An 18,921-nucleotide genomic window follows, 5' to 3' on the forward strand; every position below is an offset into this window, starting at 1 on the left:
TGGTATTTCTCGATGGCATTGCGCTATTTCCGGTCAATTTGCCGCTAGTTCAAGCATGATTTGTGCGCTGCCGCATGCTAGGATTTGATCATTGTCGCTTGGCTGATCTTTTTTCATTCTCGATTGATTTTCCTGCGCGGTCGTTGCGCCAGGGTGCAGCAGAAGGTGTGCACGCGATGCCGAAATCGCAGTTGAAGACTCCCGTTCCATACTCCACCGCGCCGGTGAACCCACTCAAGACCAAGGCGCTCGCAATGGCACCCGCCGCTGTCGGTGTGCCGGAGACGATGCCACAAGCGGTTGCTGCGGTGACGCTGCCCTTGTCGATGGCGGCCAAGCAGCGCAACACGGCGCTGGACTGGCTGTTTTACGACGTGGGGTCTTTGACCACGCCCGAGTTCGATCTGCTGGTGCGCGAGACCAACATCGAAGGCTCGATTCTGGTCGTGCGGCCGCGCGGCAATGACGACAGCACCGGGATCGTCAAATACGAGGATTACTCCGCTCTCCGGGCCGCTCCCGGCAAACTGCTGTCGCGTTTCTCGATTGCCGGTGTCGGCAGCTCCGATGTCGGCGCGGCGGCGCTCGCGCGCAATCTCGCGGATCACTACGGCGAGCCGGTCGGGGCCATCATTGCGGGCTATGGCGCGGCCGATCTGTTGGGCGAGGCGCTGGGCGGCTGGTTTGTGCTCGGAGCGGCCAACAGCCTGCTCAGTCTGTTCAACACCGCGACGTCTGCCAATGCGCAGACGGCCCAGCGGCTGCTGGAGCGGCAGGAGGTCCGCAGCGAGGTCAAGGCCGAAAGGGCGGCGCGCAGGATTGCCTCGAGCCCGGATTCTGACGCGCTGCTGCAATTGCTGCTGGATGAAGAGCGGACCATCAAGACGATCCTCGGCCACAGCAAGGGATGCCTGAGCATTGCCTTTGCGATGGAGGCCCTGGCGCTTCTCGATCTCCCAGAGCGGCGCGAGGCGGCCGGCGCGATTCAGCTCATCACCACCGGCGCCGTCGTCGAGTTCCCCGGGGTTTCAACAACACGGCCCAGTTCCTGGGCAGCATCGACTGGTTCGGCGGTCTGAACTCGCGCCGCGGGACGCCGCATATCCCGGTTGAGGGCGCGTGGCATCATCTCAACCGGGAATTGCCGTATCACATGGATGTTGGCGCGGTTCTGAACGAGGCGGACGCGCTGGCGGCGGCGTGACGCGCAGGACGGGCTTCAGGTCTCCGGTGCGTTGACGTTGAAGATCGAGGCGATAGTCCATTCTTCGTCGATGTTGACCAGATGATAGTGACATGTGAAGGCCAGCGCCACGTCGCCGTTGGAGCGTTCCTGCGCCCAGGACACAGCGACCAGCGCGGTCGGCCCGGAGATCGAGAGCGACTCCACGACATATTCCGAGTGCACCACGCCCTCTGAATCGAGAACGGCCAGGAGAGCCTCGATGTTCTCGATCAGATCCTCGTCGGTGTCGAACATGTTGCCGCGGTCGAATTGCCAGATGACCGTGGGATAGGCGAACAGCCCGGCGATGGCCTCGGCATCAAAATCGTCGAAGGCCGCAGCATAGGTGTCGAAAAGGTCGCGGATCGCGATTTCATCGGTGTTTGTTGTCATAAAGTGCTTTTCACTCGGTCCCGACCGTGTCTGCACGAAGGGCGCGCGCATCGGGTTTTGTCCGTTGGCCGCCAGCTTGAATCAAACGCGGGCAAATCGGAAACGTTTTCTGGTCGGGACGATGCCGCGTCCACAAACCCGGCACCAGGCGGACAGCGCCTGGGCGTCGGCTTCGCCATTTTATTTCCCCAACAAGGGGCTTAGCGTGCGGTGATGGATGTTGAAACACCGATCCCGCCGGTTGCTCCCGCAGCCGGGGCAGAGACGGATGTGTTGCCGCCCCGGTTCGCGGAATGGTTTGCCGCGCGCGGATGGTCGCCGCGTCCGCATCAGATTGAACTGCTGCGCAAGGCCCGTGACGGACGTTCCGTCTTGCTGATCGCGCCCACGGGGGCCGGCAAGACGCTTGCGGGATTCCTGCCCAGCCTGACGGCGCTCAGCGGGCGCGGCAAACGCCGGCCCGGCGAGCCCGTGCGCCGCGGCGTCCACACGCTTTACATCTCGCCGCTGAAGGCGCTGGCCGTCGATATCGCCCGCAACCTGGAGACTCCGGTCGCGGAAATGGATCTCAATGTGATGGTGGAGACGCGCACCGGCGACACGCCGGGCCACAAGCGCCAGCGCCAGAAGATCGCGCCGCCGGATATCCTGCTGACCACGCCCGAACAGCTTGCCCTGCTGATCGCGGCCAAGGGGGCTGCGCGGTTTTTCGAAGACCTGGAGACGGTCGTTCTCGATGAGCTGCATGCGCTGGTCACCTCCAAGCGCGGTGATCTGCTCGCATTGGGCCTGGCGCGGCTGCGCCGCTTCGCGCCGCGCATGCGGACCATCGGCCTGTCCGCGACGGTGGCTGAGCCGGACGATCTGCGCGCCTATCTGGTTCGTCAGCAGGGCGGGGATCGCCAACTGGCGGATCTCGTCACGGTGACGGGCGGAGCCGCGCCCGACATTTCCATTCTGGACTCTGAGGAACGCATTCCCTGGGCGGGGCATTCGGCCGCCTATGCGCTGGGTGACATCTATGCGGCGCTGCAGGCGCACCGCACCACGCTTGTCTTCGTCAACACGCGCTCGCAGGCGGAGAGACTGTTTCAGGATCTGTGGCGGATCAACGACGCCAATCTGCCCATTGCATTGCATCACGGATCGCTTGACGCCGGCCAGAGGCGCAAGGTCGAGGCGGCGATGACGGCGGGCGCCTTGCGCGCCGTTGTCTGCACGTCCTCGCTGGACCTGGGCGTTGACTGGGGCGACATCGATCTCGTCATCAACGTCGGCGCGCCCAAGGGAGCGAGCCGTCTGGCGCAACGGATCGGCCGCGCCAACCACCGCATGGATGAACCCTCCAAGGCGTTGCTGGTGCCGGCCAACCGGTTCGAGGTGCTCGAATGCCGGGCTGCGCTCGAGGCCTCGCGCGACGGCGCGCAGGATACGCCGGCGCTTCGCGCGGGCGGGCTGGATGTTCTGGCGCAGCATGTTCTGGGTTCGGCCTGCGCGGAACCCTTCGACGCGGACGCGCTGTTTGGCGAGGTGGTCTCCACCGAAAGCTATCGCGCGCTGGACCGCGAGACGTTCGACCGCGTGCTCGATTTCGCCGCAACCGGCGGCTATGCGCTGAAGAGCTATGACCGGTACGCAAGACTGAAGCGCACGCCCGAAGGGCTGTGGCGCATTGCTCATCCACGCTTTGCGCAAAGTTACCGGCTCAACGTGGGCACCATCGTGGAAGCGCCCATGCTCAAGGTGCGGCTGGTGCGCTCGGCCGCGCAAGGACGGCGCACGCCGGTTGGCCGTGGCGGGCGTAAGCTGGGCGACATCGAGGAGTGGTTCATCGAGCAATTGGCGCCCGGCGACACGTTTATTTTCGCAGGCGAGATCTTGCGGTTCGAGGCCTTGAAGGAAAACGAGGTCTTCGTGTCGCGCGCGCATGCGGAGGCGCCGAAGATCCCGTCCTATCAGGGCGGAAAGTTTCCCCTGTCGACCTATCTCGCGGCGCGCGTCCGCGAGACGATCGCGCAGCCCGAGCGCTGGACGGAACTTCCCGATCAGGTGCGCGAGTGGCTGGAGGTGCAGCGTGAGAAATCCACACTTCCCGGCAGCGACGGCTTGTTGGTGGAGACCTATCCGCGCGCCAACAAACACTATCTCGTCTGCTATCCCTTCGAAGGACGGCTGGCGCATCAGACACTCGGCATGCTGCTCACCCGCCGGCTGGAACGCGCCGGCGCGAAGCCGATGGGGTTCGTCGCCAGCGACTATGCGCTGGCCGTGTGGGGACTGTCGGATCTCGGTCTGCAGATCGGCAGCGGCCGGCTTTCGCTGGATGCATTGTTCGACGAGGACATGCTGGGGGACGATCTCGACGCATGGCTCGCGGAATCCAATCTTATGAAGCGCAGTTTCCGCAATTGCGCGATCATCGGAGGATTGATCGAGCGGCGGTTTCCGGGAGCCGAGAAGTCCGGCCGGCAGGTGACGATTTCCGCCGATCTGATCTACGACGTGCTGCGCGCCCATGAGCCCGACCATATCCTGTTGCGCGCAACTTGGGCGGATGCCGCCTCCGGGTTGCTGGACATTGCACGCCTGAACGATTTTCTTCGTCGCATTCGCGGGCGAATCACTCATACTCCGCTGAGTTGCGTATCTCCTCTCGCGGTGCCGGTGATGTTGGAAATCGGTCGTGAGCCCATTTTCGGTGAAGCGCAGGAAGCGCTTCTCGCCGAATCCGTCGATGACCTCGTTCGCGAGGCAATGGAGTGGTAGCAGCGTGTTCAGGCTTGGAAAGATGCAATCAGCCGCGGCACGGGCTGTCGATTTGCCCTCTGATGGCGAAACCGGCGCGAGCCAGCAGCCGTCCACCGACCCTTTCCCCGCATTCTCGGTTGAACCGACGCATATTGATCCCAACCGCATTTTCCCGCGGCGCGGCAGTGCCAGGCGCAAGGGAGAACTGCTGGGCGTTTCCGTCGCCGGCGAGGATCTCGGCCTGCACTCCTCGGGCACGCTGTGGTGGGAGGCGGAGCGCACGCTTGTTGTCGCCGATCTGCACTTCGAGAAAGGCTCGTCGTTCGCCAGGCACGGCGTGTTTCTGCCGCCCTATGACACGGCGGTGACGCTGGACAGACTGGCGGATCTTGTCGACACGTTCGATCCCGCCCGGGTCATTGCGCTTGGCGACAGCTTCCATGACGAGGAGGGCGCCGCGCGCATGCCGATCAATCAGCAGGTCCAGCTTGCCATGCTGCAGCTTGGCCGCGAGTGGATCTGGATGACCGGCAACCATGATCCGAAGGCGAGCAATGGCGTGTTCGGCGATCACGCGCATACGCTGACAATTCGCTCGCTGACCTTCCGGCACGAGCCGAGCGCCGAGCTTGTGATGGGCGAGGTCGCGGGCCATTTGCACCCCTTCGGACGGATCCGCCGCCACGGGCGCTCGGTCCGCCGTCCGTGTTTCGCATCCGACGGCGCCCGGCTGGTGCTGCCGGCGTTTGGATCCCTGACCGGGGGATTGAACGTTCTCGATGATGCGTGGAGCGGGCTTTTCGCCGACGATGGTTTCACGGCCTATCTGCTGGGCGATGATCGCCTGTATCCGATTGCGGCCCGCAAGCTGCGTGGCGACTGAGCAGCCATACCCGACCGCAGTACGGCACGATCGGGCTTCCGGGGCGCGAGGCCGCGCGGATTTTCGCGTGGGGAGTGCGGCTGCATTTCAGGACAAGACTGGCTTCTTGAGCCGCGCCGTTTCCTGACCGGAGATGCGCAGCGGCCCGGGCTCGCCCGGCGGTGTCAGTCGCGGCGGAACACGACGCCCGCGAGCCATCCTGTGAACATGGCGATCAGCACACAGCCGATGCCGTAGAGCAGCGACTGGCTGTGCGCCAGCGTGTAGGTGATCTGCTCGAAGCCGCTCTTGGCGATGGTCAGTTCCTGCTCCTGGCTTGCAAGCAGCGCGCCGCCGCGAAACAGATGAATTGTCACCGTGTACGCGCCGTCGGGCACATTGGCCGGAAGGGGAATCGTGGTCCTGAAGAGCGCATCGCTCAGGAACTCCACTTTGCCGGATTCCTCGGTGTAGAGACCGCTTTTCAGCTTGAGGCGGATAAAGGCGTCGCGATAGGACCGCGAGAAGACGAGTTGCTCGCGCTGGCCGATGGCGGCGGGCAGGATGAGGTTGTCGACGCCGATCTGCCGGCGTTTGAGCACGGCCGGGGAGGCGATCGACTCCAGCGGCCGCGACCCGTGCAGCGAATAAAACGAGGGCACGTCGAGGAAGGTCAGGGAGTTGCGGTTGACCCAGACGCCGAACAGCCGCTCCTTGCGCCGCGTTACCACATCCTCGGGTGTGCCGGTCGCCACGACCACGATGTCGTATGGATCGGGGCGCGATACGGTGCGCGCATCGCGTTCAACCACGCCGAAGACGACAATTTCCGTGCCGGTGAAATTCGATGTGATGCTGACTTTTGGCGCGGAGAGGGCGGTTACCAGGGTTTCCGCGTCGGCAGCAGGGATCGCGGACCCGAAGCCCGCGCCGAGCGCGGCGGCCTGAAGCAACGGCATGATCGTGCTGCGGACGGTCACTGGCGCGCCTCCGCCCGGACGGCCAGGGAAAACAATTCGTCCGGCATGATCACCAGATCGACCGCGAAGCGGACACCGACCGCAAGGACCACCAGCGCCAGCAGGGCACGCAATTGCTCGCCGCGCAGCTTCTGTCCCATTTGCGCGCCCAGTTGGGCACCCATCACGCCGCCGATCATCAGCGTCAGCGCCAGGACGGCATCCACCGACTGGTTGTTTATCGCGTGAAGAATGGTGGCCGCGGCCATTGTGAAAAGGATCTGTACCAGCGAGGTGCCGATCACCACGTTCGTGGGAACCCGCAGCAGATAGATCAGCGCGGGCACCATGATGAAGCCGCCACCGATGCCCAGCACGGATCCGAGAAAGCCGATGGTCGCCCCAAGCACGATGATCGGAATGACGCTGACATAGAGCCTGGAGCGGCGAAACCGCATCTTGAACGGAAGCCCGTGGATCCAGTTGTGCTGGCCCGGTCTGCGAAGGGCGAGTTGGGTTCCAGCGCGCGCGCGCATGATGGCGCGCATCGATTCAATCAGCATCAGGCCGCCGATCAGGCCGAGAAAGGAAACGTAGGAGATCGAGATGACGAGATCGAGCTGCCCCATCTGGCTCAGCAGGGTGAACAGCCAGACGCCGACCCCTGATCCGACGATGCCCGCAACCAGCAGCACCGAGGCGAGCTTGAAATCGATCGATTTTCGCCGCCAGTAGGTCAATGCGCCGGATGATGAGGAGGCGACGATCTGCGCCGTGACGGAGGCGACGGCCACGGCGGGTGAAATGCCGGTGAAAATCAGCAGCGGCGTCAGCAGGAACCCGCCACCGATGCCGAACAGTCCCGAGAGGAACCCGACGGCGCCGCCCATGCCCAGAACCATGAACATGTTGACAGGCATTTCGGCGATGGGCAGGTAGATCTGCAACGGCGCTATCCGGGGCTCGGCATTGCGGAGCATGCGCTCCGCGCTTCGGTACTGGCGGTCTGGCGGGATAAAGCGCCTGACAAACATCTGTGTCAACGGCCCGACGTAACATGCTTTGCATTGGCTGCGCCGGCGCCGCGAACGACCGGTAGCGGCACCATGCGAGGCCGTTGAGCGACACGCCTGTTACACTGTCATCTCGACATGCGAAAGTCGATGGCCATCAATGTGTTGGCGTCGGCATGTCGTGTCCCGGCAACGCCCGCCGTTTCCATGTTGCAAGCCGTTGGGACGCTCGTTCAAGGCCGGTTGCGTCAGATGGCGCGACCACCCAGCACCTGGATCAGTTTGCGGTCGATGACCCCTGTCACCGGCATGCCGGATTGCTTCTGGAAAGCCCGCACGGCATCGCGAGTCTTGGGACCGCTCATCCCGTCCGCCGGGCCTGTGTCAAAGCCCAGTTCGCCCAGGAGAAGCTGGGCCTGCAAGACCAGTTCGTCCGAAACCGCGTTCGCCTGTTTCACAGCCGCGCCACCCGTCCACTGCGGATCCAACGTCACGGTGTTGGTTTCCTCCGCGACAGGTTCCGCAACCCAGGTGCTGACCAGAAGTCTGGCCGCGGAGAGATCCTGCGGGCTCATTTTCTTGGCGATTTCGTCACGCTTGGCGGAGGCGTCGGCGTCACCCTGTTGGGCGGCCAGCGTGAACCAGCGGTAGGATTCGATCATGTCCTGGCCGACGCCGAAGCCGCGCGCATAGAGGATGCCGAGATTGTACTGGCTGTCGCGGACGCCCAAACGCGAGGCTTTCTTGAACCATTGCGTCGCCTTGGCGAAGTCCGGCGCATCGACACCGCCCGCGGCGTAGAGCACGGCGAGATTGTGCATGGCCTTGGCGTTGCCCTGGTCTGCTGCGCGGATGTACCACTCGCGCGCCTTGTCTGTGTCGCGGCTAACGCCGCGGCCCTTTTCGTACAGGCTTCCAAGGCGGTATTGGGCCGGTGCCAGGCCGCCCTCCGCGGCCCGGGCGTACCATTCCGCGGCCTTGACCTGATCGGCGAGGACGCCGCGTCCTTCGGTGTAGCGGGCGGCGATTTCAAATTGCGCACGCGGATTGCCGTTGGCCGCGGCAAGACGAAGGCTCAGCGGGCCGACCGCCTCTTCCGGCATCGGCGCGGAAAGTCCCAGATCGTGCTCGGAGGAATCCTGTGGGCTGCCGATCGTCGCTTCCAGGCTGGGCGATGCCGTCGCCATGGCGACCTGCGGCGGCGCGAATGCGCGGGTCGCGGCGTCCGGCGCGATGCTTGCCATCACGCTGGGCCGGGCGGGCCCGGCAGAAAAACTCTCCGCCACGGAAGGCGGGGTCGTCTTGAAGCGACCCGGGCCGCCAATGGCGGCTGGAAGGCGATCTGGTCGTCGGGCCGGGAGGCGACGGCGTCCGGCAGCACGGTTCCGGTGGTGTCTGATCTCGCCGTTGATTGGCTGGGTGGCGCTGAGGTTCGCGGGCCTGCGGGGTCACGCACCGGCTCCGCGGGCGAGGCTGTCGTGGGCGCAATCGCGGTCGGGGACGCCTTTTGCGGAGCGGTCGTCGCAGACATCATGCTGGCTGGCTTGGCGATCAGGCTCGTGATCTGATCAATGCGTTCCGGCGTGGCCATTTTAAGCGCGCCGATCGCCAGGATGACGGCCGCCGCGGCAAGCACGATGGGGCGCCTGGAGCGCAGCACCCGGCGCAGCAGACTCTTGGGCTTGTCGTCCGTCGCGGCGCCAAGTCCGGTTGCCTCGTCGACGATCTCCGCACCGAACTCTGCCGGTTCAGCGCTGTCGGCCTTTCTGGAGGCGCCACCCTTCAGGCGATCCAGGAGGCTGCGGCGGCCTCCAGTGGCTCCGTCTTCGGGCGCGGCGCTGGAGCCGAGTCTCTCGGCTTCGATCTCGCTCGCGGCCGCCTGGGCCGCGCGCCGCGCGGCGGCGATGAAATCGGCCTTGCGGTCGCGCGGGCCCTCGGGTGCGTCCGCCTCAGAGCCGCGCGGGGCGCCGCGGTCGCTGTGTTCGCGCAGCAGCGCGGCCAGGTTCGGCTTGCCGCTTCCCGGTTCCAGTGGCAGATCCGCGGGCAGATAGGCGTCGTCACCGGCGGCGCGCGCATGGTCGCCGGCGAGCGCCGATTCCAGGGCGCTTTCCATCGGGGTCTGGGGGGCTGGTTGCCGCCGCGCCCGCCGCCGGTTGCGCCGGCCGCGAAGGATTGTGCGGGCATGGTGACATGCGCCGCGCGTCCGCCCTGTCCGGCCATCGCGTATCCGGCGTGCTCCTGAACCTCGGCGGCGTCGTCCTCAAGCATCGACAAACGATCGACAATGGCGTTCAGGGCCGACTGGATTTCGGCGACGCCCGCATCCGCGTCGAGCGATCCGGCGCCGGCGGCCCGCATCAGGCGGCTGAGATCGCCGCGCAACGCGTCAATGTCGTCATGCCGCTGGTCCGTATGGCCCGGCGATTCAACGGCGCCGGAGTGCCGGCCGTCGCTCAGCGCGCCGCCGATCTGGCCGAGAGCCGCCTCGATTTCACCGAGCCCGGACAGGCGATCTTCGGTCGCGTCCAACTGCCCCGCGATCACGGCAATCTGTTGCTCGATGCGCGCCAGAGCCGCGTCGTCGGGCGTCACCCGGTCGCCGCTTGTCAGCGCGCGCGCCAGCTCCCGGATCTGCGGCTCAAGAATTTCGGCAAGACGATCGGGCTGCGTCAGTTCGCGCCGGAGCTCCGCCACATCGCGGCGCAGCGAGGCTATGTCGCCGTTCTGGTGTTCCGAAGGCGCGCTGTCGTCAAAACTGGTGACGAGCGCACCGATCTGCGACTGCAGATCGTCATAGCGGCGCGTGTCCGACACGCGCTCGACGGCGTCATCGATGCGCCGAGCGGCCGCTTCGAGCATGTCCAGGCCCGGCGGATTGGTGTTGAACGCGTCAAGCTTGTCCGTTAGCGCGTCGATACGCGTGGCCAGAAGATCGAGGATCGTGTCGTATTTCGTATCGTCCGCGGGTCGCCGCTCGATGCTGTCGAGCCGTCCGACGATTTCGCTCAGACGCGCGTCGACGCGATCGGGTTTCGCGCTGGCGCGATCTTCCGACAGCATCGTGCAGATGCGTTCCAGACGATGGTTGAGCCGGTCGAAGGCATCGGTCTCCGGCAACCGCTGTTCCATCGCGGTGATCCGTTCGCCGACATCGCCGGATTGCGTCAGCGCATGCTCGAGCTCGCCGATCCGCTCGGCGACGCCGCGCAGCCGGTCATCGACGCTGCGCACCACATCGCGCACGTCGAGTTCGCTGATCATCCGCCGCAGCGCCTGGATCTCGTTTTCCAGATGCACCACGTCCACGCCGCTGCCCTGGTTCGCGGCCCGTTCGAGGCGGTCGGACAGATTGCCGAGACGATCTTCGAGAGCTTGAAATTCATTCAGCTTCGGCAGGTTCGCCAGCGTGTTCTCGATATCGACGAGCCGGTCGTCCAGCCCGTTCAGGATCCGGGGATCTCCGACCATCCGCCGCAGTTCGTCAAGCCGCTGGACGATATGGCCGTAGCCAAGCTCGAGCGTCTTCACTGTGCCGTCGATGTTGTTGTCGATCACCGCCTCGCGCAGTTGCGCGATCTCCGAGCGCAGGGCGTCGATGGTGTCGGTGCCGGCGGCTTCTCCATGAAGGCGTTCGACCAGATCAGCGAGCCGGTTCATGTCGCTGAGGTCACGACGGCTGGCGCCGCCGCGCTCATGGCTGACGATCGCCTGGCGCAGATCCGCCATCTCCGTTCGCAGGCCGTCGAACTCCGCGTCGCGCGGTTCGCGAAGCGAGTCGATGCGCCCGGCGAGGGCGCTGAAATGTTGGTCGATGTCACCGCCGCCGCGCGTCTGCGGTGTCTCGGCGCGTTCGCGTCGCGGGGAACCATCATGCGGCCCTCGCAGGTCGTTCTTTCGTGCTGAAATCTCGTCGATCGCGGATTGCAGCGACCGTTTGCGCGGCGCCGCCGCCGGCCCTGGCGTCGGCCGTGCGGGCGAGCCCTGTCCCGGGTCTGCGTTGCGGCTTGCGGGCTGGCCGCGCTGTCGCCGGCAAGCGTGCGAACGCGGCGGTCGAGATTGTCCAGTGTCGCCAGCACCCGTTCAACGCGCTTGGCGCGAGCGGTATCGTTGTTTGTGCGCTTGCGCGGCGCGGTGTCGCGCGGTTCGGGCTGTTGTGGCGCCGCGCGGCCGCGTGCCCGGGTCTCGCCAAGCAGATCATCGAGCGCCCGGGCGATTTCCGCGACTTGCTGCATGTCGCCGTCCTGGGCCGTCGCGTCGCGCGGCGCCGCCGGAGCGTGGCGACGTGCGGCCGTGGCCGTATTGCTCAGACGTTCCACGCGATCTCGAAGAGGTTCTTTTGCTCTCACGGCTTCCCTGGATCTTTCCTGGATATGCGCACGCGGTGCTTCCTGCGGCTGCGGAGCGTGCGCGCCCTTGCGGATAAGCCCGTTCAGCCACTCGCCGACCGGGACTCCGGCCTCGCGCGCTGCTTCGAGGGCCCACTCGCGGGCATCATTGTCCACACCACGAACGCTCCACGACATGAGGCGTCTCCGCTATACCACTGAATACCGATAGGACCGGCTGACGTGTCGGCACACCATCTCCTGGCCAATCGGACGCCGCTTTTGGCGTGATTGAGCAGGCTTGTTCTGTTGAGCAATCTTTAACAGACAGGGTAAACGTCGAGTTAATGAGGGCGATCTTGTTGAAATTACAAGTTAATCGAAATTAACGATTTCGCCTGATTGTTGCGTTTCAGTATCTCGCGGCCAAGGGACGCGAACGCAGGAGACGCCTTGGTTCCCGATGCGTCAAATCGACCGCCCGCTGGAAATCTCTGAGCACGCTCTGGACGTTTACGTTCACGTAAGCTATGTGACGGCAAAAGCTGGTGCCGTGCTGCCGTCCGATGACCGTGCCTCACAATTCGGGCTCTCGTCGCGGCGGCTGGATGCGCGCACCCGGTTTCGGGTCAACGACCTGCCGGCGCAATCAATCGGAATGGATCCATGAGTGAAGCACTATCTCTGAACGACCCTCTTTCGCTGGACGACGACATCGTTTCCGCGATGGCCGCGTCGGACAAGTCGAGCAAGAAGACCAGTTTTTCCATCGGCGAGCTTGCCAAGGAATTCGGGATTACCCTGCGCACCCTGCGCTTTTATGAAGACAAGGGGCTTCTCAATCCCCGTCGTGCCGGTCTCACCCGCATTTACACGCGTCGCGACCGGGCGCGCCTCAAACTCGTCCTGATGGGCAAGAATGTCGGCTTCTCGCTCAACGAGATCCTCGATATGCTCGATCTCTATGATTTGCGCGACGGTCAGGTCACGCAGTTGCGCGTTGCGCTCGACAAATTCTCCGAGCAGATCGGCGTGCTGCAGAAACAGAAGTCGGACATCGAGCAGGCGATCGACGAACTCGGACGCACGGTCCAGATCGTGTCGGGCATGTTGAAGCAGAAGGAAGCAGCGGGCGAGTAGGCGTCCGCGTTGACAATATAGGCCGTTGTTCCGGCTGTGCTTTGGACCGTGGTTTGTTGCCCGTGCGTTTGTGCGCGACATGCCGTAAGGAGACCATTGTCGCGGGCGCGGCGACATCCTATAACGCTACAAAGCTGACGTTTACGCAAACGTCATGTTGAATTGGGCGCCAGTGCCGCGCCGGATTCGGCGATGCCATGCAGGCCAAGCCATGTCAGGGAGGACAATGCCGTGCCCCGCTACAACGCTCCAGTCCAAGACGTTCTGTTTCTTCTGAACGACGTGCTCGGTTTCGACCGCTACAACAATCTGCCCGGCTTTGTCGATGCATCGCCGGACATGGTCGAGGCCATTCTGACCGAGGGTGCCCGCTTCTGCGAGGAAGTGGTGCAGCCGCTCAACCGTGTCGGCGATACCGAGGGCTGCACGCGGAACGACGATGGGTCGGTGACAACGCCCACGGGCTTCAAGCAGGCATACAAGTCCTATGTGGAGGGCGGCTGGATCGGCCTCGCCGCGGATCCGGCATACGGAGGGCAGGGGCTTCCGCACACGCTGGCGGCCAGCATGAGTGAGTTCATGTCCTCGGCCAATATGGCCTTCGCGATGTATCCGGGGCTCACCCAGGGCGCCATCGCGGCGCTGACCACTCATGGGTCGGATAGCCAGAAGCAGACCTATCTTCCGAAGATGATCTCCGGCGAATGGTCGGGAACGATGAACCTGACGGAACCGCATTGCGGCACCGATCTCGGTCTTATCCGCACCAAGGCCGTGCCGCAGCCCGACGGTTCCTATGCCATTTCGGGTACCAAGATCTTCATTTCCGCCGGCGAGCACGACCTGACCGACAATATCGTCCATCTGGTGCTGGCGCGCATCGAGGGCGCGCCCGAGGGCACCAAGGGCATTTCGCTTTTCGTGGTGCCGAAGGTGCTCGTCAACGAGGACGGATCGCTGGGGGCGCGCAACGCGGTCGTCTGCGGTTCGCTTGAGGAGAAGATGGGCATCCACGGCAATTCGACCTGCGTCATGAACTATGACGGGGCCACGGGCTGGCTCGTGGGCGAGGAAAACAAGGGCCTGCGCGCCATGTTCATCATGATGAACGAGGCGCGGCTCGGGGTTGCCGTGCAGGGGCTGGCGCAGTCCGAGGTCGCCTACCAGAACGCCGCCGATTATGCGCGGGAACGCATCCAGGGCCGCGCGCTTTCAGGCGCCGCGGAACCGGACAAGGCCGCGGATCCGATTATCGTCCATCCGGACGTGCGCCGCGTGCTGATGACCATCCGGTCGTTCAATGAGGCGGCGCGCGCGCTGATGCTGTGGACCGCGCTCAAGGGCGACATCTCTCACCGTTCCGAGGACGAAAAGACCCGCCAGGCGGCCGACGACCTGATGGGGCTGATGACGCCGGTGCTCAAGGGCGTGCTGACGGACAAGGGCTTCGACAATGCGGTCATGGCGCAACAGATGTACGGCGGCCATGGCTATATCGCGGAATGGGGCATGGAGCAGTTCGTCCGCGACGTCCGTATCGCCATGATCTACGAGGGTGCGAACGGCATCCAGGCGCTGGATCTTGTGGGCCGCAAGCTGCCGGCCAACGGCGGCCGCGCGGTCATGAGTTTCTTCAATGAAGTGGGCACGTTCCTGCAGGAGAACGCCGAGGATGAGGCGCTGGCCGACTATACCAAGCCGCTGAAACAGGGGCTTGATCATCTGCAGCAGGCCACCATGTGGTTCATGCAGAATGCGATGGCCAAACCGGACAACGCCGGCGCCGGGTCCAACGACTACATGCACCTCTTCGGTCTGGTGGCGCTCGGTTACATGTGGGCGCAGATCGCCAAGGCCGCGAACGAAAAGCTTGCCAACGGCGGCACCGGCAAAGAAGACTTCCTCAAGACCAAGCTGGTGCTGGGCCGGTTCTTCATGCAGCGGCTGATGCCCGAGACCGGGGCACATCTCGCCCGCATCTCGACAGGTTCCGACACCATGATGGAACTGGCGGCGGACGCTTTCTGACGCCCGCCGCTTGGCGCCAATACACCGTTTTTGGGAGGAAACAGACGCATGACAGCACTGGACGTGCCGGCCCCCGCGTGGATGGACGAGGAACTCGTCATGCTGGAGGACGCTTCGCGCAGGTTCTTCGAGCGCGAAGTCGCCCCGACTTCGAGGACTGGGTGGAGGCTGGATGCGTGACCCGGGCTGCCTGGGAGAAGGCCGGCGAGGCCGGATTGCTCTGCGCGGCCATGCCCGAGGAATTCGGCGGCGCGGGCGGCACATTCGCGCATGAAAGCGTGATCACCCATGTGCTGGGTCATATGGGCTTTGACCATTTCGGCATCGCCCTGCATTCCGCCATCGTCGCTCCCTATATCCTGCATTACGGCTCGCAGGAGCAGAAAAGCCGCTGGCTGCCGAAACTCGCCACCGGCGAACTCATCGGCGCCATCGCGATGACGGAGCCGGGCGCCGGCTCCGATCTGCAGGGCGTGCGCACCACGGCGAAGAAGGATGGCAACCACTACGTCATCAACGGCCAGAAGACCTTCATCACCAACGGCCAGCTTGCCAATCTGATCATCGTCGTCGCCAAGACCGACCCGACGGCCGGATCGAAAGGCACGTCGCTGTTCGTGGTGGAGACGGATCAGGTCGAAGGGTTCCGGCGCGGCCGCAACCTCGACAAGATCGGCCTGAAGGGCAACGATACCTCGGAACTGTTCTTCGACGACGTCCGCGTGCCGGCCGATGCGCTGATCGGCGCCGAGGAGGGGCGCGGCTTCTATCAGTTGATGGAGCAGCTGCCGCAGGAGCGCCTGCTGGTTGCCGTCCAGGCGATGGCGATGATCGAGCGCGCGCTCGATGTGACGCTCGACTACGTGAAGCAGCGCAAGGCTTTCGGGAAGACGGTCCTGGAATTCCAGAACACCCAGTTCAAGCTGGCGGAGCTCAAGACCGAGGCGACCATCGGCCGGGTCTTCGTCAACGACTGCATCGACCGCCACATCAGGGGCGCGCTCGACGCGACCACCGCCTCGATGGCCAAATACTGGCTGACGGATCTGCAGTGCAAGATTGTCGATGAATGCCTGCAGCTGCACGGCGGCTATGGCTACATGAACGAATATCCGATTGCCCGCATGTACCAGGACGCCCGCGTCCAGCGGATCTATGCCGGCACGAACGAGATCATGAAGGTCCTGATCGCCCGCAGCCTCTGAGCCGCAGCGGTCCACTCACGGGAGATTGTTATGCCCGACGCTTATATTTTCGACCACGTGCGCACCCCGCGCGGACGCGGCAAGCCTGACGGTGCACTGCATGAGGTGCCCGCCGTGGGCCTGGCCGCGGCAACGCTTGAGGCGGTGCGCGAGCGCAACGGTCTCGACACAGGCATTGTTGACGACGTGATCCTCGGCTGTGTCGATCCGGTCGGCGAGGCCGGCGGCGACATCGCCCGCGCCGCGGTGTTTGCCGCGGGTTATCCAGACAGCGTGCCCGGCATGCAGATCAACCGCTTCTGCGCCTCGGGCCTCGATGCGGTCAACACGGGCGCGGCGCAGGTCATGTCCGGCCAGCACGACATGGTGATCTCAGGCGGCGTGGAGAGCATGAGCCGCATCGGCATCGGCGCGTCGGGCGGCGCATGGCCGATCGATCCGCAGGTGGCGCTTCCGTCCTACTTCATGCCGCAGGGCGTCTCCGCCGATCTGATCGCCACGAAATACGGCTTTTCGCGCGACGACGTCGACGCCTACGCGGTGGAAAGCCAGAAGCGCGCCGGCAAGGCCTGGGACGCGGGCTACTTCAAGAACTCGGTGATCCCGGTCCGGGACGTCAACGGCATTACCATTCTCGACCGCGACGAGCACATGCGGCCCGGCACGGACATGCAGTCGCTGGCCGCGCTCAACGCCTCGTTCGAGCTGATGGGCTCCATGGGCGGTTTCGATGCCGTGGCCATCCAGGCGCATCCGGAAGTGGAGGCGGTGAAGCACATCCATCACGCCGGCAATTCGTCCGGCATCGTCGATGGTGCGGCCGCCGTGCTCATCGGAAACCGCAAGGCGGGCAAGTCCTCCGGACTGACGCCGCGCGCCAAGATCCGCGCCTTCGCCAACATCGGCTCCGATCCCGCCCTGATGCTCACAGGCCCCGTGGATGTGACGCACAAGCTGCTCAAGAAGGCGAAGATGACGGTCGACGACATCGACCTCTTCGAGATCAATGAGGCTTTCGCTTCCGTGGTGCTGCGCTACCAGCAGGCGCTGGGGCTGGATGCATCGAAGGTCAACGTCAACGGCGGCGCCATCGCCATGGGCCATCCGCTCGGCGCCACTGGCGCGATGATCCTGGGCACCGTGCTCGACGAGCTCGAGCGCCGCGATCTCAACGTGGCGCTGGTCACACTGTGCATCGGCGCCGGCATGGGGACGGCGACGATCATCGAGCGGGTGTGACCCGTGTCCGGCGGGATTGGTCTCTGGCTTGGCGTCTATCGGCTGCGGCCCGACTTGCGTGACCCCGCCGCCTGGAGCGAGGCGGATACGGCCGCTGGCGCCGCGCACTTCGAGCGGTTGAAGGCGGAGGCCGCCGCGGGCCGGGTGATGCTCGCCGGGCGCACCGATGACACCGACGCCGCCGGGTGGCTGTCGGAGGGAACCCTCGGTCTGGTGATTTTCGAGGCCGGAACGCGGGCCGAAGCCGAGGCCTTTGTGGGAGAGGATCCCGCCGTCACCGGCGGCATCATGACGTGCATTGTTCAAAGCTACCGGCTTGCCGTTGTGCGCGACACGCGTGCGTGAGACGGCGGAGCAGCCAGAAGACGGGACGAGACGAATGCCGAAGATCGATATTGCTTCCCTTCCGGTGCGCACCTCCACCGGTTATCCGGGCAAGCTGGCCGAGGCAGTGAAGGGCCGCGCGCGCAAGCAGCTCGGCGATGCGGTCGGGCTCGACCAGTTCGGCGTCAACCTGACGCGGCTTGCGCCGGGCGCCGCCTCCGCGCTCAAGCACTGGCACGAGAAGGAGGACGAACTGGTGTTCGTCCTGGAGGGCGAGGCGGTGCTGGTGGAAGGCGATGCGGAAACCGTGCTCAAGGCCGGCGAGGCGGCCGGGTTCAAGGCCAACGTCGCGGTCGGTCATTGCATCGTCAACCGCAGCGATGGCGATGTCGTGCTGCTGGAGATCGGCACGCGCTCAAACGGCGAGCGCGGCCACTATCCGGGCGAGGATCTGCTCTATGATTCCAGCACCGGCAAGGCCCTTTTCACGCATCTGGATGGAACGCCGTACTGAGCGAGAGACACCGGCATGGCCGGCCCCATCTGCTGGAGACTGTATTGCGCCCGCTCGTTCGCTCAGGCGGCGGCAATGTCGCGCGACGCGTCGATCGCCGGCAGCGCGCCCGTGGCCGGACGGGCGAAATGATAGCCCTGCATCAGACGGATGCCGGCCGCCTTGAGCACCATGGCCTCCTCCTCGCACTCGATGCCTTCCGCCAACAGCCGGATGTCCAGTTCGCGACACATCTGCACCACGGCCGCGACGATGGCCCGGCGCGCGGCGCTGAGATGGATGTCGCGCACGAGGTCCATGTCGAGCTTGATCAGGTCGGGCTGAAAATCGGCGAGAAGCTTGAGGCCGGCGAAGCCGGCGCCGAAATCGTCGATCGCGGTGATGAAGCCGTGTTTGCGATACTCGGAGATGATCCGGTTGACATGATCGGTGTCGATCATCGGCTCGTTTTCGGTGAACTCGAACATGATGCGATTGCAGTCGAAGCCGGTGCGGTCAGCGGCCAGCAGCGTGTCGCGGATGCAGGCTGCCGGCTCGTAGACGGCGTTGGGCATGAAGTTGATCGACAGGTGCGTGGCGTCGTTCGGAAACAGCTCCGCGGCCATTTCGATGGCCTTGACGCGGCAGGCCTGGTCGAAGCGGTAGCGGTTTTGCTCTGTCACATTCGAGAGCACGGAATACGCGGACTGTCCCTGCGGACCGCGCACAAGCGCCTCGTAGCCCCACACGCGAGCCTCAATCACGTCAACGATCGGCTGAAACGCCATCGTGAACTCGAAGTCGAGCGCCGCGCCGTCGCTGCATCCCTGGCAAGAGACCATTGCCCGCCCTTTCCTGCATCCAGACAGAATCGATTGCCGCCAATCTGCGCCGAAGCGATTGAAAAATCGGTTACTTCGGCATCCGAATTTTCATCAGGCGACCGAGCGGCATCGCGCCCGCTGCT

The 18,921-nt window shown here is 64.7% G+C and carries 16 protein-coding genes and 1 pseudogene; 10 read left to right on the forward strand and 7 right to left on the reverse strand.

Annotated features, from left to right (window positions below; genetic code table 11):
* Positions 1–74 precede the first annotated feature (74 nt).
* Positions 75–1,079, forward strand: coding sequence for a hypothetical protein (locus D1F64_RS05775; RefSeq protein ID WP_162901328.1), 1,005 nt, complete (start codon positions 75–77; stop codon positions 1,077–1,079).
* A gap of 140 nt (positions 1,080–1,219) precedes the next feature.
* On the opposite strand, the gene D1F64_RS05780 is transcribed toward D1F64_RS05775, so the two are convergent.
* Positions 1,220–1,618: a nuclear transport factor 2 family protein gene (locus tag D1F64_RS05780; protein WP_205470667.1), complete on the reverse strand. Its 399-nt coding sequence runs from the start codon at positions 1,616–1,618 to the stop codon at positions 1,220–1,222.
* A gap of 213 nt (positions 1,619–1,831) precedes the next feature.
* Between D1F64_RS05780 and D1F64_RS05785 the strand changes: the two genes are divergently transcribed.
* Both D1F64_RS05785 and pdeM read left to right on the forward strand, forming a co-directional pair.
* Positions 1,832–4,384 (forward strand): ligase-associated DNA damage response DEXH box helicase, encoded by a 2,553-nt coding sequence (locus D1F64_RS05785; RefSeq protein WP_117411646.1) that lies wholly within the window; start codon positions 1,832–1,834, stop codon positions 4,382–4,384.
* 22 nt (positions 4,385–4,406) lie between these two features.
* A complete protein-coding gene (pdeM, locus tag D1F64_RS05790; protein WP_117411647.1) occupies positions 4,407–5,249 on the forward strand; it encodes a ligase-associated DNA damage response endonuclease PdeM in 843 nt (280 codons plus the stop codon).
* A 164-nt stretch (positions 5,250–5,413) separates the two neighbouring features.
* Here the strand turns inward: pdeM and D1F64_RS05795 are convergent, their stop codons facing one another.
* The 5 genes from D1F64_RS05795 to D1F64_RS23135 form a co-directional block, all read right to left on the reverse strand.
* Positions 5,414–6,208: a TIGR02186 family protein gene (locus tag D1F64_RS05795; RefSeq protein WP_205470668.1), complete on the reverse strand. Its 795-nt coding sequence runs from the start codon at positions 6,206–6,208 to the stop codon at positions 5,414–5,416.
* Complete coding sequence (locus tag D1F64_RS05800) at positions 6,205–7,134, reverse strand: sulfite exporter TauE/SafE family protein (protein WP_117411648.1); 930 nt, start codon at positions 7,132–7,134, stop codon at positions 6,205–6,207. Before D1F64_RS05800 ends, D1F64_RS05795 begins: the two co-directional genes overlap by 4 nt.
* A 314-nt stretch (positions 7,135–7,448) precedes the next feature.
* Entirely contained in the window at positions 7,449–8,444 is a 996-nt protein-coding gene (locus D1F64_RS05805; RefSeq protein ID WP_117411649.1) for an SEL1-like repeat protein, read from the reverse strand.
* Positions 8,445–8,982: 538 nt separating this feature from the next.
* Positions 8,983–10,926: a hypothetical protein gene (locus D1F64_RS23130; RefSeq protein ID WP_162901329.1), complete on the reverse strand. Its 1,944-nt coding sequence runs from the start codon at positions 10,924–10,926 to the stop codon at positions 8,983–8,985.
* Positions 10,854–11,723 (reverse strand): hypothetical protein, encoded by an 870-nt coding sequence (locus tag D1F64_RS23135; RefSeq protein ID WP_162901330.1) that lies wholly within the window; start codon positions 11,721–11,723, stop codon positions 10,854–10,856. The genes D1F64_RS23130 and D1F64_RS23135 overlap by 73 nt, the downstream gene beginning before the upstream one ends.
* Before the next feature lie 265 nt (positions 11,724–11,988).
* On the opposite strand from D1F64_RS23135, the gene D1F64_RS05830 reads away from it, so the two are divergent.
* From D1F64_RS05830 to D1F64_RS05860, 7 genes and pseudogenes are all read left to right on the forward strand, one after another.
* Positions 11,989–12,195, forward strand: a complete 207-nt coding sequence (locus tag D1F64_RS05830; RefSeq protein WP_117411654.1) for a hypothetical protein — start codon at positions 11,989–11,991, stop codon at positions 12,193–12,195.
* Entirely contained in the window at positions 12,192–12,665 is a 474-nt protein-coding gene (locus D1F64_RS05835) for a MerR family DNA-binding transcriptional regulator (RefSeq protein WP_117411655.1), read from the forward strand. The genes D1F64_RS05830 and D1F64_RS05835 overlap by 4 nt, the downstream gene beginning before the upstream one ends.
* Positions 12,666–12,896: 231 nt before the next feature.
* Complete coding sequence (locus D1F64_RS05840) at positions 12,897–14,693, forward strand: acyl-CoA dehydrogenase C-terminal domain-containing protein (RefSeq protein WP_117411656.1); 1,797 nt, start codon at positions 12,897–12,899, stop codon at positions 14,691–14,693.
* Positions 14,694–14,792: 99 nt separating this feature from the next.
* Positions 14,793–15,898 (forward strand): annotated as a pseudogene (locus tag D1F64_RS05845) (acyl-CoA dehydrogenase family protein).
* A gap of 30 nt (positions 15,899–15,928) precedes the next feature.
* Complete coding sequence (locus D1F64_RS05850) at positions 15,929–17,137, forward strand: acetyl-CoA C-acetyltransferase (RefSeq protein WP_117411657.1); 1,209 nt, start codon at positions 15,929–15,931, stop codon at positions 17,135–17,137.
* A gap of 3 nt (positions 17,138–17,140) precedes the next feature.
* Positions 17,141–17,482 carry a YciI family protein gene (locus tag D1F64_RS05855; protein ID WP_117411658.1) on the forward strand — a complete coding sequence of 114 codons (342 nt, stop codon included), beginning with the start codon at positions 17,141–17,143 and terminating at the stop codon, positions 17,480–17,482.
* A gap of 34 nt (positions 17,483–17,516) precedes the next feature.
* Positions 17,517–17,975: a cupin domain-containing protein gene (locus tag D1F64_RS05860; protein ID WP_117411659.1), complete on the forward strand. Its 459-nt coding sequence runs from the start codon at positions 17,517–17,519 to the stop codon at positions 17,973–17,975.
* A 62-nt stretch (positions 17,976–18,037) separates the two neighbouring features.
* Here D1F64_RS05860 and D1F64_RS05865 read toward each other — a convergent pair whose 3' ends face one another.
* A complete protein-coding gene (locus D1F64_RS05865; protein ID WP_117411660.1) occupies positions 18,038–18,796 on the reverse strand; it encodes an EAL domain-containing protein in 759 nt (252 codons plus the stop codon).
* Between the last annotated feature and the right edge of the window lie 125 nt (positions 18,797–18,921).

This window comes from Breoghania sp. L-A4, assembly GCF_003432385.1.
Classification (GTDB): domain Bacteria; phylum Pseudomonadota; class Alphaproteobacteria; order Rhizobiales; family Stappiaceae; genus Breoghania.